The organism is Nonomuraea phyllanthi (assembly GCF_006334985.2).
Lineage (GTDB): Bacteria > Actinomycetota > Actinomycetes > Streptosporangiales > Streptosporangiaceae > Nonomuraea > Nonomuraea phyllanthi.
Genome location: NZ_VDLX02000001.1, coordinates 844,662 through 859,643 on the forward strand (window position 1 = coordinate 844,662; position 14,982 = coordinate 859,643).

9 protein-coding genes are annotated in these 14,982 nt (G+C 70.6%); 2 read left to right on the plus strand and 7 right to left on the minus strand.

All coding sequences use genetic code 11. The features are described 5' to 3' along the window. Positions 1 to 109: 109 nt before the first annotated feature. The gene (locus tag FH608_RS04015; protein ID WP_394367649.1) at positions 110 to 5,275 is read left to right on the plus strand and encodes an FtsK/SpoIIIE domain-containing protein; all 5,166 of its coding nucleotides are present in this window, start codon (positions 110 to 112) and stop codon (positions 5,273 to 5,275) included. A 285-nt stretch (positions 5,276 to 5,560) separates the two neighbouring features. Then, positions 5,561 to 6,994, plus strand: coding sequence for a LysM peptidoglycan-binding domain-containing protein (locus FH608_RS04020; protein ID WP_139628385.1), 1,434 nt, complete (start codon positions 5,561 to 5,563; stop codon positions 6,992 to 6,994). Positions 6,995 to 7,125: 131 nt separating this feature from the next. Here the strand turns inward: FH608_RS04020 and FH608_RS04025 are convergent, their stop codons facing one another. The 7 genes from FH608_RS04025 to FH608_RS04055 all read right to left on the minus strand — a co-directional run bounded on the left by FH608_RS04025 (position 7,126) and on the right by FH608_RS04055 (position 14,946). Next, positions 7,126 to 7,569, minus strand: coding sequence for a YbaB/EbfC family nucleoid-associated protein (locus tag FH608_RS04025; RefSeq protein WP_139628386.1), 444 nt, complete (start codon positions 7,567 to 7,569; stop codon positions 7,126 to 7,128). Positions 7,570 to 7,625: 56 nt separating this feature from the next. Continuing rightward, positions 7,626 to 7,922 (minus strand): hypothetical protein, encoded by a 297-nt coding sequence (locus tag FH608_RS04030; protein ID WP_139628387.1) that lies wholly within the window; start codon positions 7,920 to 7,922, stop codon positions 7,626 to 7,628. Positions 7,923 to 8,198: 276 nt separating this feature from the next. After that, a complete protein-coding gene (locus FH608_RS04035; protein ID WP_139628388.1) occupies positions 8,199 to 9,365 on the minus strand; it encodes a hypothetical protein in 1,167 nt (388 codons plus the stop codon). Positions 9,366 to 9,535: 170 nt separating this feature from the next. Beyond that, entirely contained in the window at positions 9,536 to 12,205 is a 2,670-nt protein-coding gene (locus tag FH608_RS04040; protein WP_193318213.1) for a serine/threonine-protein kinase, read from the minus strand. 99 nt (positions 12,206 to 12,304) lie between these two features. Then, positions 12,305 to 13,447 carry a S8 family serine peptidase gene (locus tag FH608_RS04045; protein ID WP_193318214.1) on the minus strand — a complete coding sequence of 381 codons (1,143 nt, stop codon included), beginning with the start codon at positions 13,445 to 13,447 and terminating at the stop codon, positions 12,305 to 12,307. Positions 13,448 to 13,480: 33 nt separating this feature from the next. Next, the gene (locus FH608_RS04050) at positions 13,481 to 14,647 is read right to left on the minus strand and encodes a transglycosylase SLT domain-containing protein (RefSeq protein ID WP_139628391.1); all 1,167 of its coding nucleotides are present in this window, start codon (positions 14,645 to 14,647) and stop codon (positions 13,481 to 13,483) included. After that, positions 14,644 to 14,946: a hypothetical protein gene (locus FH608_RS04055; protein WP_139628392.1), complete on the minus strand. Its 303-nt coding sequence runs from the start codon at positions 14,944 to 14,946 to the stop codon at positions 14,644 to 14,646. The genes FH608_RS04050 and FH608_RS04055 overlap by 4 nt, the downstream gene beginning before the upstream one ends. Between the last annotated feature and the right edge of the window lie 36 nt (positions 14,947 to 14,982).

Sequence of the window (14,982 nt, forward strand, 5' to 3'; positions counted from 1 at the left end):
ACAGATCCGTCCAGCCATGCCATTGCCGTCATCCGACGGGCCTAGCCTCGCTTCGGGCGCTACCTTTGGGCGCCCGAGGTCCGAGCGAGGGGACGGCATCATGCGGATCATGCTCACCGTGCTCGGCGGGCAGGGCGACCGTGACGTCGTGATCGACGGCGACGACGGCGCCACGGTGGCGGCGGTGAGCGCGGCGCTCAGCAATCACGGGCCGCTGGCGAAGGTCGTCCGCCTGCCCAGGGCACGCGCGCCGTACGGGATGGCGGGGCCCGAGGACCGGGACACCCGCGCACCGGGTGCGCCTGTGCACCGTGCCCGCGTGCCACACCCTCGCAGACCCGGCGCCACAACAGACCCACCCGCGCGTGGGCGGCACGGCGCCGCGCCGGACCCGTCTGCGCCGGAATGGCCCGGCGGCACGGCGAATCCACCTGCGCCTGGGCGGCACGGCGCCACGCGCGACCCGTCTGCGCCGGAGTGGACCGGCGCGGCGGATCCCGGCATCGCCGGGCGCGTGACGGAGCCGCGCGGCCCTGAGGCGCCCGGCGGTACGGCGAGGCCCCGCGGGTCCGATCGGGGTACCCAACCGGCGCCGGCCGGGGCGGTGCCGGTGATGTGGCGGGACGGCCGCCCGCTGGACCCCCGTGCCCCGGCCGTGGCGGCGCTGCGCGACGGCGACAGGGTGACCCTCGACCCCGACCACGCCCGCGCCACCGTCGTCGAGGAGCCCGGTGGGGTGGCCGAGGTGCGCGTGGTGGGCGGCCCGGCGGCCGGCACCGTGCACCGGCTGGGCCTGGGCGTGCACGTCATCGGCTCCGACCCGATGTGCGCCATCTCCACCGCCGACCCCGCGCTCGCCCCGGAGGCGGTGACCGTACGCGTGACGCCTGACGCGATCACCGTCGAGCGCGCCTGGCGGCAGCCCGACGAGGCGCCCAAGCTCAAGCTGAAGGGCCGGTGGGCGGAGGAGGTCGCCGAGCTCACGGCCAGGGTCGCGGAGCGGGAGGCGGCCGAGCTGGCCGCCGGCTACGGCGAGGTTCCCGAGCTCGACGGCCGGCCGCTCACCGAGCGTGCCGAATGGCCCGATCAAGCGGTGCTGACCTGCGGGTCGTCGGTGTTCGTGCTGACGTCGATCGAGCCCAGGGACGCGCACCTGGCGCCCAGGAGCGAGGGAGGCGTGTCCTACAACCGGCCGCCCAGGCTGCGGCGTCCGGAGCCGGAGCGGACGTTCGTCAGGCCGAAGGAGCCGTCCAGGAACGAGGGCATGCGCCTCCAGTTGCTCGCCGCCTTCCTGCCCGCCGTGCTGGGGCTGACGCTGGCGATCGCCCTGAAGCAGTGGTACTACCTGCTCGTCGCCCTCATGACCCCCGTCATCATGATCGGCCAGTGGTGGAGCGATCGCCGCCACGGCAAGAAGCAGCACAGGAAGGCGGTCAAGGAGCACGCCGAGCGGCTGCGGGAGTTCGACGAGGCCGTGGAGCGGGCGCGGGCGGCGGACGAGGCGGCGCGCAGGTCGGACGCGCCCGACCCGGCGCAGGTGCTGCTCACGGCCACCGGGCCGCGCAGGCGGCTGTGGGAGCGCCGCATCCACGACTCCGACTCGCTCAGGCTCAGGGTGGGCCTCGCCGACCTGCCCGCCGACCTGGAGCTGTCGGAGGAGCAGGGCGGGCCCATCGATCCGCCGATCTGCCGGTCGGTGCCCGTGGCGCTGCCCATGCGCAGGCTGGGCGTGGCGGGCGTCACGGGCCCCCGCACCGAGGCGATCAGCCTCGCGAGCTGGCTCGTGGCGCAGGCGGCGACGCTGCACAGCCCGCGCGACCTGGCCGTCGTGGTCGTGTCCGCGCACGCCGACGGCGAGCACCGCTGGGGCTGGACGCGCTGGCTGCCGCACTGCGCGCCGCGCGCCGGCGAGGAGTGCGTGGCGCTGGTCGGCACCGACCCCGAGTCGGCGGCCCGCCGCGTCGCCGAGCTCGCCGCCCTCATCGACGAGCGCCAGAACACCTCGATCCCCGAGCTCGGCAAGATCCCCACCGGCTGGGACGATCTCGGCGGCCCGGAGAAGCCCACGTTCTCGTCGTACGACGTGCGCCCCTACGACGTGCTGGTGGTCCTCGACGGCGCCCAGGTGCTGCGCGGCCTGCCCAACATGCCGCAGGTGCTGCGCCAGGGCCCGCGTTCCGGGGTGTTCACGCTCGCCATCGACGACGACCAGCGGCTGCTGCCCGAGGAGTGCCAGACCGTGGCCGCGTGCGGCACCGACGGCCTCGTCCGCCTGCGCGGCGGCGGGCTCGACGTCATCGGCCCGATCCTGGGCGACCTCGTCTCCCCCGGCTGGTGCGATCGGCTGGCCAGGGCCCTGTCCCCGATCCGCGACGTGAGCAGGGACGACCCGTCGGGCAACCTGCCCGACGCGGCCCGGCTGCTCGACCTGATGGGCCTGCCCGATCCGACCGGCCGGGAGCTGGCCGCCCGGTGGCGCGACCGTGGCTCCACGGAGGCGCTGATCGGCGTCGGCCCGGACGGGCCGTTCTCGGTCGACCTCCGGCTCGACGGCCCGCACGGCCTGATCGCGGGCACCACGGGCGCGGGCAAGTCTGAGCTGCTGCAGACGCTGATCTGCGCGCTGGCGGTGGCCAACCGGCCCGACCAGCTCACGTTCGTGCTCATCGACTACAAGGGCGGGGCCGCCTTCAAGGAGTGCGTACGCCTGCCGCACACGGTCGGCATGGTCAGCGACCTCGACGGCCACCTGACCCAGCGCGCCCTCGACTCGCTGGCGGCCGAGATCCGGCGCAGGGAGCGCCTGCTGGCGTCGGCCGGGGCCAAGGACATCGAGGACTACACGGGGCCGGGGATGCCGCGCCTGGTGTTGATCATCGACGAGTTCGCCGCACTCGTGGCCGAGTTGCCCGACTTCGTCACGGGCCTGGTGGACATCGCCCGCAGGGGCCGTTCCCTGGGCATCCATCTCATTCTGGCCACCCAGCGCCCGGCGGGCGTCGTGACGGCCGACATCCAGGCCAACACGTCATTGCGCATCGCCCTCCGGGTGACCGAGCCCGCCGAGTCGGCCGACGTCATCGACCTGCCCGACGCCGCCCACATCTCCAAGTCGACACCCGGCCGCTGCTACGTCCGTTCCGGCGTCGGGGCGGCCACCGCCGTCCAGACGGCCAGGGTCGGAGGCCGCAGCCCGGCACCGCCGTCCGTGAGCCCGCTCGCCGGGCCGAGCGCCCGCCTCAGGGTGCTCGAGGTGCCCTGGCGTTCCCTGGGCAAGCCGCTGCCTCCGCCTCCGGAGCCGGAGGAGGACTCGACTTCCACGGACCTCACCCTGGTGGCCGACGCCCTCATCGAGGCCACCCGCCTGGCCGCCGTGCCCGTCCAGCCCAGCCCCTGGCTCGAACCCCTTCCCACCCTGTTCGTCCTGGATCTTCCCTCTCCTGTCACAGCCACGACAACGCCGCAGCCGTCACTCGACGCCCCGTCTCCGGCTGCGGCCACCGCGCACGGCCCCCTCCCCACCTCGGGGAAGAGCCCGGGGAAGGGCTCGGGGAAGGGCCCGGGGAAGGGCTCGGGGCAGCCCTCCCTCGACACCACCCGCCGGGCGTTCCCCGCCTCGCCGCGCCACCGCCCCACCCGCGCTGCAGACCCCTCATCGGCGGGAGGCGGGGTAGGCCCGGAGCCGAGATCGTGGGATCAGCCCTCATCGGAGGAGTTCGCAGAGGTGGCGCCGCTGCCGTACGGCCTGACCGATCGCCCGTGGGCGCAGGACCGGCGGTCGCTGGCGCTCGATCTCGCCCACGGCGGCCACGTGCTCATCGCGGGGGCGGCCCGCAGCGGCAGGTCGACGGCGCTGCGCACGATCGCGGGGTCCATCGCGGCGTACGCGTCCCCTGGGGACGTCCACCTCCACGCGGTCGACTGCGGCTCGGGAGCGCTGCTGCCGCTGGTGGCCATGCCGCACTGCGGCGCCGTGGTGACCCGCGACCAGATCGACCGGGTGGAGCGGCTGCTCACCCGCCTCCGGGCCGAGGTGGGCCGCCGCCAGCAGTTGCTGGCCGAGGCCGGGCATGCCTCCCTGGCCGAATATCGCCGGGCGGGCCATCGCCTCCCCTGGCTGGTGTTCATGCTGGACCGCTGGGAGGGCTTCGTCGCCGCCTTCGAGGGCTACGACTACGGACGCCTGATCGAGGCGGTGCTCCAGCTGCTGCGCGAAGGCCCGGCGGTCGGGCTGAGGGCGGTGGTCACCAGCGACCGTTCCGGCCTCCTCGGCCAGGTCTCGACGGTCTTCGACGACCGCCTGCTGCTGCGCCTCTCCGACCCCGCCGACTACGGCCTGGCGGGCTTCCCGCTCAAGGGCCTGCCCTCGTCGATGCCACCAGGACGGGCGCTCTCGATGGGCGAGCACGGCATCGTCGAGCACCACATCGCCCTGCTCTCCCCTGACCCCGCCGGCCCGGCGCAGGTCGCGGCCCTTCAATCTCTGTCCCGCGCGGCCGCCATCCCACCGGCCTCCCGTACGGCGGGGTCGGGAGGCCGACGGTCCGTGGCCGCCGACCAGGGCGGGTGGCCTTGGGAGGGTGAGCCGCCGTTGCGGGTGGACGCGCTCCCGATGCGCATCACGGCTTCCCAGGCGCTCGCGCTGGACTCGACGTTCGCACCCCCGTCCCCGCTGTGGGCCCTGGTCGGCGCGGGTGGTGACACCCTTGCGCCGCTCGGTCCCGACCTGCTGCTCCACGGGCCCGGCGCGGTGATCGCCGGCCCGTCCCGCTCCGGTCGTTCGTCCGTCCTGCTGACGGCCGCCCGTTCGCTCATCGCCCAGGGCACGCCCGTCATCGCCGTGGCCCCCAGACGCAGCCCGTTGAGGGAGTTGGAGGGAGCGCTGGCCGTGCTGGACGGCGACTCCACCGCCCTGCCGGAGTTGGTCGCGGATCGGCAGCGGTACGTCGTCCTCGTGGACGATGCCGAGTTGATCAACGCGGACGGTCCGTTGGGGACGGCGCTGGAGGAGGTGCTCCGGTCAGGCCGGGACGGGGATCACGCGCTGCTGATCGCCGGCACGACCGGGGATCTGGCAGTGGCATATCGCGGGTTCGTGGCCGAGACGCGCAAGTCGCGTACCGGCGTGCTGCTCGCGGTCCAGAGCCAGGCCGACGGAGACATCTTCTCGATCCGCCTGCCACGAGGAACGGTCGGAGGCCCTCCCGGGCGTGGTTTCCTGGTGAGGACGGGCACCATCACCCCCATCCAGGCAGCCCTTCCCGACGGCGGTTGAGGGAAGGATCTGCCGCACGAGCAGGGGGCGTCCGCCGATCAACGGACGCCGGACAGCGCCGCGATCGGAGGAGGGCACGTCGCGGTGCGGCCCAGCGTCACGGCAGCCCCGTGTCCATGGTGGTTTCCCCTGCTTCGTGAGCGGTGGCATGCGGACCCGGGGATCACTCCCGGCCCCTGGTTCTCACCGTTGTCAAGGGATTGACCAGCACAGCTCGCCTCTTGTGCAACTTCGTCAACAAAAGGCATGATTTGATCATAGTTGCGCACTTAGGGGGTGGCCACCATGATCTTGAAAGACATCGGCGAGTTGATCGAGGTGATGGGCAGGGCGTGGAACTCCGTCGGCGACGAAAGAGACATCCACCGGCTCGAGACCATGGCCGAGGCCGTCGCCAGGACCAAGACGGACCTGCAGAAGGTGCACGACGGGCTCCCCGAGCAAGCGGACAAGCGCGGGTGGACCGGCCTGGCGGCCGAGCATCACAAGGACATGGAGTACCGGCATCTGAACCGTGCCGAGCTGGCCAGCGCGATCAAGAACCTTGGAACGGGAGCCCAGGTTCTGCAGGAGGCCGCGAAGGCGTCCGCGGCGTCCAGGCAGGCGATGATCGATATCCGCAAGATGCTGTGGGACAACATCAAGATCTCCGGCGCGATCGCCGTCGGCATGGGCGCCATGGGACTCTGGGCACGGTGGGCGATGGTCGCGCGGGCGTCGGGAACCGCCGCCGTGGCCACTACCGCGGTCGCGAGCAGGCAGGCGGCCATGCTGGGGGGAGTCGGCAGGGCGTTCGGCATGATCGGCAGGGTCATGGAGCAGCTGCGCGTGAAGCGCGGACTGTCGACGGTCAGGACCTCAATGGTGTCGGCGGGCAAGAGCCGGTTCCTCCACGGGGTCATCCCGAACGGTCTCGCCCCGTCGAAGACAACGACGCTCGCCGGCTCCTTCCTGCGCCCGGCGCTGTCCTCGATGTCGAACTACTGGAGCATGGGCGCACTGGCCATGACCGGGGGCTGGTTCGCCAACGGTTTCGGCAACCTCACCCGCGGCGAGGGATTCGTGACCCCGTGGGGCGGGTCCTATGTCGCGCTCGCCAGGTCCGGCGCGATGGTGTCCTGGCTGTCCGCGACGACCCGGCTGGGCGCGATCGCCCGCTGGACCACCAGCACCTCCAAGAACAGCATGATCATGGACGCGGGTATGGGCGTCGTCGCAACGGCCGGTCCGCAGTTCGTGATCGACCTCAGCCAGGGCAAGCCGCTGAACGAGGCGCTGAAGAACGCGGCGATCTTCTCCTCGGTCGGCGGTGTCTACAACACCGCGGCGGGAGCGGCATTGCGCAGGTTTCTCCCCGGTGGAAGCAATCCCGGTCTCACGCTGGCTCTTGGGTCGTTCGGCTCCGTGGCGTCCGGCTCAGCGCTGCGGTACATGGTGCCACTCGACGCCCGCCCCGTGCCCGACTACTCCATGCAGCCGTCGGTGTACAACGCCGAGTACGACAACCCCGACTACAGCGCGCCGACCATCCCGGCGCCGCCGGTCCCCGAGCGGGTCGCGGTGGGACCTCAGGAAACCCTGTCGGACATCGCCAAGCGGGTGTACGGCGACGACAACAAATGGCGGCTCATCTACAACGCCAACCGTGACGTCATCGGTGACGACCCCAACGTGCTCGCCCCTGGACAGCAGTTGAGGATTCCCGAACTCAGCGAATAGTCCGGCCCGGCCGGCGCCGTAGATCAGGTGGTCGCGCCTGCCGCTCGCGCCGTCATCCGGACTCTGGCCCTGCCTGCGGGAGAACCGCAGTCCGGGCCCCGTTCGTTTCTCCCGGTGATACCGGCCGGGCCCTACTCGAAATCTTCCTCGATCCGCTGGATGATCTCGCTGAGTCTGGCCTCGCTCTCGTCCAGGACACGGCGGTGATTGTCCACGATCTTGTCGAACTGCCGGTGCGAGCGCTCGGCGAAGGAGTCCACCGACCATTCGGACGTCCCGAGTGCGCCGGAGATTATCCGCTCCCGCTGCGCGTCACTGTCGTCCTGCGCGCGCCGTACGGCGACCAGGAGCTCGTCGGCGAGGTCACGGCTGCCCAGCTTCATCGCCCGGGGGTCGAGATGGATGCTCAGTACGCGTCCGGACACGTCGGTGGTGATCCGCACGTTCCCTTCGGCGCTCTCCCCCGAGCCGACGATCGCGTCGAGCTCTCCCCTGGCATCCTGCACGCGGCGTGCTGACTGCTCGACGTCGTACGTGGCGTTGTCCAAATCCTCGAATCTGAACTCATGCGCCATGGCAGTCCAACTTCATCATCCACACCCTGGAACGTTTCACACCCTGCGAGCATCGATCAGCGGTCGGGTTCGGCGATCTCGTAATTGCGCTCGGCCGTCTGCAGAGTCACGCCGGCACCCTTGAAATTGCCCTTCAAGGTGGAGATATACCGAGTCATCTCGCTGTGAAATCTGTAGTAGTTCGCGGCCGTCTCGTCGGAGTGCTTGGGCAGGAGGCCGAAGGTCGTGTTCTCCGCCCTCGCGTTGTCCTCGAAATCGGTCAGCGGCTTCGCCAATGCCTCGGACGCGGCGGCGTAGTCACCACCACCGAGTTTCAGTTCACCGTGTTCGTAACCGAAGCCCTGCAGAGTCATACCGCCGCCCCCCTTGAGCCACCTCGCCATTCGCAGGCGTGAGACGAGGCAAAGGACCCCAAAGCCCCAGGTCACACACATGGAGCTCAATCGTCCCAATTAACGCAGACGTTACAGAACGTTCGTCGGCATGTCACTGTCCCAGCCGTTACGAAACGGTATCGGCACCCAAAACGGGACTCATGCCGCCGCCGGTCCCGGCCGGCGTCCGGGATGGAGGAGTTCCCGCGCGCCGCCACCACCGCGGCCTGAATCTGAGATCTCCCCTGGACGCGTTCAGCGCAGGGGCTTGAACCCGTCGATCGTGCGGTCGCCGATCTTCATGGAGTCGTTCGCCGTCTCGAAACGGTGCATGGCAAGACCGACGAAGTACGCGGTCGGGGCGAGCTGCAGTGCCGTGAAGATCACCGTCGCCAGCCTGCCGCCGACGCGCTCCCTGAACGCCTGCATGACGGGGTTGGCCGGACCGCCGAGAGTCGTGGCGACAAGCAGGCCGAGGGTGAGCCCGCTGAACGCCAAGGCGACGATGTGGATGCGCTCCAGCTCCCCGAGGGTCTCATCGAGGGCCTTGGCGAGGCGGCGGACCCGGTTGGCGAACTGGACTCCCGCCGCCATGAATTCGACGAGTCGCTCATCTGCGGACTCGGCGGCGAGCCCTTCCTTCCAGGCGGCCGCGATCGCCTCTCGGACCTTCTCCGCCGAGTAGCCGAACAGGCTGCCGCTGTCCGATGCGAGGACATCCCACTTGACCTTACTCTCGAAAAGGTCGACGTCGGATGGTACGACCAGAGCCTCCCAGGCCAGTCCCGCGACGATGAGGCTCCAGCTCAGCCGCCTGCCCAGCAACAGGTTCCGCTGCGTGCGCTTACTGAGGTCACTGACCTTCGGCTGCCGAAGAGTCTGGTAGGAAGTCTGGCGCCAGAGCTCGTACTTGAGGTTGCTGAGGCGGGCGTCCTTGGCGAAACCAAGGCCCGCCAGGCCGAGAGCTCCCGCGCCGGCGGCGCCGAATCCGGGCAGTCGCTGCCATGGGGGAACCAGCTCGCCGCTGGAACCGTCGACCCGCTCGGTGATCTTCATCGACCACTGCGGCGCGTCCAATTCTGGTGGCTCGTAGCCGACCTGGCGCGCGTCCGCGACGGCCTCGAGAACCTTCCTCGCTGCCGCGCTCTCGGCGACGTCGTAACCGTGCTTCGACCGCCCGATTTTTCCAGCCAGATCGAAGGCGTGATCCTTGGCATAGCGGAGCTGGTCCTCCAGATCCGCTTCGATGCCGTTGAACTGCCACCTCGCCGGCTCGCCCGCCGGGGCGAGGGCGTTCGCCGGCAGCCGCGCGGTGTAGTAGTCATGGTTGAGATATCCGAGGATGTAGCCCATCTTGCCGAGATTGAACTCTTCTTCGCCGAGTCTGGCGCTGTCGATTTCGATCCCTTGGTCCGAGCTCACGTGATGGTCTCGCACATTCAGCTCCCACAATCGCACGCGGCGCCCATGGGCTCCGCGCGGCGTAGCATGATCACCTTAGTGATCCGCCCATAAGGGTGACAACCGGCCATTCACGGTCACGCGCCCGGATCGAGGACGCGGTCGGCGAGTGGCCGGCTGTCAGTGGCTCGTCATCCGCAGTTCGCCCAGTCCACGCTGGTGCTGCCGTGCGAGGTCGAACCCGAGTACTTCACGCACTTGCCCGGCGCCTTCAGCTTGACCGGACCCGCGTAATACTCGAAGTTGCCGCTGTCGCTCGCGCTGCCCGGGCTGCCGCCCTGGACGTAGAGCGTGGCGCTTACCGGCGTGCTCTTGCCCACGTCCTTCGTCTTCATGGTCACCACGCAGTTCTGCTGGGTGCCGTTGTTCCAGAGCTGGTAGGTGACACCGCCGGCGAACGCGCTCGACCGCTGGACGGAGAACCCCGCGCCGCAGACCTGGGTCGGGGAGTACGGGTTCTTCGCTTCGTTGGTCGGGGCGGGCTTCGACGCCGTCGGCTGCTGCGTTGGCTCCTGACTCGGCTGCTGCGCCGGCGGCTGGGTCGGCTGCTGGGTCGGCGCGCTGCTCGGCTCCTCACCCGGCCGATCCTTCGTGGGGGTGGGCGCGGAGGTCGCGCTCGCGGTCGGTGTCGGGGTAGCTGTCTCCGTCGTGGCCGACGGGCTCGGCTGTACGGTGACCGTCCTCGTCACCTGCGGCACCTGCGAGGGCACGGTGGACGGCAGCGGCGTGGGCTGTGTCGGCAACGCCGATGGGGTCTGCACCGGCGGGGGCGTGGGGCGCGCGATCACCGCGGGGTTCGTCGGCACCGCCGTCTGCCACTCGTTGGGCAGGTTCATCGGCAGCGGCGAGTCATCGGGCGCGGCCGTGGTCGCCCACGGCGCGGTCACCTGCGGCTCCGGCTGCGGCTGCTCGGGCACGCCGGTCGGTGACGGCATGGGCACCGGCTGGCCGGCCGCGGAGGCCGAGGAGGAGGCGCTCAGGCCGTTCTGCCCGCCCGACTCGCTCGATTCGGCCGCCACGCGGAAGCTTGAATCGCCGGCGAACGTTCCCGCGCCCCAGAGCCCGGCGCCGGAGAGCACCACGATCGTGCCCACCGCCGCCACCAGGCCGACGGGGAACTTCCTGCGCGGGTGCGGCTTTCCCAGCGGTTGGAGCTGGGTGATCACCGGCGGCGCACCGTCACCGCCGTGCGGTGGCTGACCCGTCTGACCGTCCTGGCCCGCCAGCGCGGGGGCCGCCCACATCTGGGAGGTCGGCGGCTCCCCCGACGGTGGAGGCGACATCGGCACCCCTTCGAGCGCGCGACCATCGCCGGGCTCCCCCTGGTGACCGGGCGGGATGTGAGCATCGCGGCCGCCCTGATCGGCGGGCGAACCCGGGCCGGTGACGCCTGGACCACCGACGGGCCCGACGGGCCCGCCTTGCACTGGCCCGCCTTGCACTGGCCCGCCTTGCACTGGCCCGCCTTGGACCGGCCCGCCTTGGACCGGCCCGCCGGCGAATCCGCCGGGCATCGGCCCCGCCGCGTGCGCCATCCCCGGCCCCGCGGTCCAGCCGGGAGGCACGGGCGGCACAGGCGGTCCCGCGGGCACCTGGCCACCAGGCACAGGGCCGGGCCAGCCCTGGAGCCCGGGTCCGGCACCCATCGGACCTGCCGGTCCCATGGGGCTCTGCTGGGCGGGCCCACCCGTCATGGGTCCCGGCTGCCCCGGACCGCCTGAAGGTCCACCGGCCATCGGGGCCGTCCCCGGCCTCCCCTGACCGGCGAGACTTCCCTGAACACCCGGACCGCCCTGGAGACCAGGACCGCCTGCGGCAGCGCCGCGGGGCGCTCCGCCGGGAGCATCGGCCGGCTGGGTCTGGCCGCTCAGCTGAGCGAGAACCGTACCCGGATGCGCCGCAGCGCCCTGGCCGGGCGCTGCGGGTCCGGCCTGTCCGCCGGCACCGGCCGCGCCGGCATCAGCCTTGGCCTTGGCACCCCCGCCGGCCTCCTTGTTCACGGCACCGGTTCCGGCTGCCAGGCCCGCCCTACCGGCGGACGAGGCGGGGGGAGGGCCGGCGACCAGCGTGTCAGCGGTCTTGTCGCCGAGGAGCTTGAGCATCGCGTTCTGCGCCGTGGGGCGCTGCACGACATCCTTGGCCAGGCAGGACACCAGGACACGCCGGAGCGGTTGGGTGATGTCACCGAGATCGGGCTTCTCGGTCAGTACGGCGTCGCCGTCGGCGAAGGGAGCCTTGCCCGTGGCCGCGAAGACCATGGTGGCCGCCCAGGAGAACACGTCGGCCGCCGCGCCTGACGGCTCGTCACGGATCTGCTCAGGGGCCTGATAGGGAGTGTGCTCGGCGGGTTCGCCCACGCCCAGGTCGAGGAGGCGCGGGCCGTCGGCGCTGAGAACGATGTTGTGCGGGGTGATGGCGCGGTGCACCATTCCGGCGAGCCGCACGACCGTGAGGGCCGTGAGCGTGCCGATGGTGACCCGTTCGAGGGCGTCCCCGGTCAGGGGGCCGTCGGCCTCGACGGTTTCCCAGAGGGTGGGCCCTTCGACGTACTCGCGCACGAGATAGGGACGCTTCTCGAGCCAGCCGGCCTCGATGACGCGGGCCGTGTACGAGCTCGACACGCCCGAGGCGGAGGTGAGCTGCTTGAGCACGGCGTCGTTCTGCTTCTGGACGGCGGGCAGCACTTTGATGGCGACCCGGTCGTTCCCGCGCTTGCCCAGGTAGACGGGGCCGCGCGGGCCCTCGCCGACCAACCCGACGATCTCAAAGTCCCCGACCTTCTTCGGGTCTTCAGGTCGCAAGGGGCACGTCTCCCCCATTGTCTTCCTTCCCGGGCATTGCTCTATCAATTACCACATGCGGATCATCAGTCACATTTAACCAAAACTGTCATGCCAACATCAGGGCTTTCTCCCTGCCTTCCAGCCGCGTTTCCGGCCGAGTGGCACGACCACCGCGCCGAACGCGACAACGCCCGCACCGGCGAGGGCGGCTGCGGCGAGCGACGAGGAGACTGACATCACCTTCTCGTCGGGGTGTGGCACCCGGGCGATCGCGTCGGCGTCCAGAGGCACGTCCGGCTGCGCGACCACCGGAGCGCTTCCGTCCGGCAGGATGGCGGTCACCGCGAGCCGGGGATTGACCATCCCCGCCCCGGTGCCCTTGCCGGAGCGCCCGTCGGCCGTGGTCTCGATGCGCCGCCGTACCTGCTCCTGCGACAGTTTGGGATAGTGGGCGCGAATCAGCGCGGCCACACCCGCGACGTACGGCGCGGCGAAGCTCGTGCCGGACTTGCCGTTGATGAAGGCCTTGCCCGTCCAGGTGCTGGTGATGTCGGTGCCGGGCGCCAGCACGCCGACGGGGGTGGCGTTGTTGGAGGTGTCGGCGCGCCTGCCGTCGGGGCCGGCGGCGCCGACGGCGAGGACGCCCGGATACGACGCCGGATAGATCGGCTGTGCGTTGCGCTCTTTTTCTGGATCGATGTTGCCGGCGGCGGCCACGACGACCACGTCCTTGGCGAGCGCGTAGTTGACCGCGTTCTTCAGGTACGGGTGGTCACCCGTCTGCATGGAGATATTGATCACGTCGACACCGAGGTCGGCGGCCTGGACGATGCATTCGGCCAGGACATTGGGATCGCCGGTCGACTCGTTCGTCTGTTTGAACACGACGAGTCGCGCCCCGGGTGCCACCCCGGCGAACGGCACCCGCGGGTCCTCCTGCGCTGCGATGATCCCCGCCACGGCGGTGCCGTGTCCCACGCAGTCAGGCTTGCCCGTCCCGGTCTTGTCGTAGTAGCGATACGGCCTGAGCTGCGGATGTGTCGAGTCGATCCCGCTGTCGATCACGGCGACCGTCACGCCGTCGCCGCGGGTGATCGGCCACACGCTCTTGTAGTCGAGCCTGCGCTGCGCCCACGGCTCGGCGACCGTGTACACCCCGCGCTCCGGATCGCACCTCACCGGCGCTGCCAGCGCTCGGGCCGGGACGAGGGGTACGGCGGACAGTGCCAGCACGCCCGCCAGCACCATCTGCCCGATCATCGCTCTCCTCATCGTGATCAACGAAGCCCATCCCTAGTACGGCTTGTATCCGCCGCCGTGCTCCAGGGACCGGATGCCCGGATGGTTGGCCATGTCGCCGTAGCGGCTGTAGGTGTACAGAACGCCGGCGATGATGTTGTCCACCGGGTTGAGGATGTCGCCGTGCCCAGGCAGCTTGTGGGCGTTGAACGTGGGCGGGATGGTCTGCATCAGGCCCTGGGACGGCACGCCGTTCTGTGCGTTGATGTCCCAGTTGTTGATCGCCTTCGGGTTACCGCCGGACTCGTGCCAGATGACCGTCCAGATGCGTTCGATGTCCTTCGGGTCGTTCGGGTCGAGGTCGCTGACATCGATCCCGCGACTCTCCAGCACCGCCTTGAAGCGAGGATCCCTCATTTCGGTGATCGCCTGTTTGATCCACTCGACCACCTCCTCCTTGGGCGCGGGCGCACCGCCCCCGGCGGAGACACCGCTGTAGGCGCCGCCGCCGCCGGTGCCCGTGCTCCCGGCGTTGCCGGCGAGCGTGGTCCTGACCGAATCGGACAACTCGGAGGCGGACACCGGCACCCAGCCGCTTCTGGTCCCGACGAAGGACTCCTCCTCGGGCGCCTTGATGTCCTCGAACGTGAAGGGCAGCTTGGCATCACCCAGCCGGCTGCTGATGTCTCTGGCGGCGCCGGAGACGGCCGACTCCGCGTTCGACGCGTGGGTCTTGACCGGGTCGACCTGCTTCCCGACCAGGCTCCGCACCCCGGCTTCGACGTCGGTGGGCGCCTCGTGCCTGTTGTCGGTCCTGAACGTGGAGACGTCGCGGAGCAGGGTCTCGCAGATGCCGTTCACGCCTCGCTTGGCGGTGTCGAGCGCGTCAGCGGCGTCGTCCAGCTTCTTGGCGCAGTCGTCGAACGCCTCCTGCAGCGCCTGGCCGGCTTTGCCGTACTGCTTCATGTGGTCGACGAACGCGTCGGCCGAGGCGCCGTTCCACGCGTCGTCGACGAGCCGGGTGGCGCCGGCGACGTCGCCCAGCGGGCCGGGCTTGGTCATCTCGCCGGGCTGCGCGGGTTCCTCGAAGGAGGCGTTGCCCGCCAGACGCCAGCGGGTCGCGATCGCCCTGATCTTCTCCGGATCGCCGTTGACCTTGTCCATGGCGGCGATCAGTTCGCCGCTGCCGGGCAGGGCGGCGATCTGCTGGCGCAGGCTCACCGGTCGCGTCCCGGTGTGCTGTCGAGGTTGGCCTGGTCGATGTTGGTCTGGACCTTGCCGATCGCGCGCTCGACGGCTTTCAGGTTGCGCTCCGCGCGGCCGTACTCGTCCCTGCCGCGCTGCTCGACCCCGCCCACCGCAGTGGCCAGGGCGCCGGCGCTCGCGACAGAACCGAAGATCGACGAATTGGGCGCCTTGTCAGTGAACTGATCACCGATCGAGCCCAGCTGCCCTGCCGCCTGGACCACCGTGTTGCGTAGCCGCTCAAGCGCATGACGGTTGAGTTCGATGCCTGCCACCGAAGTCGTCCTCCTCTGGAGTCGCAAACGCGTCAT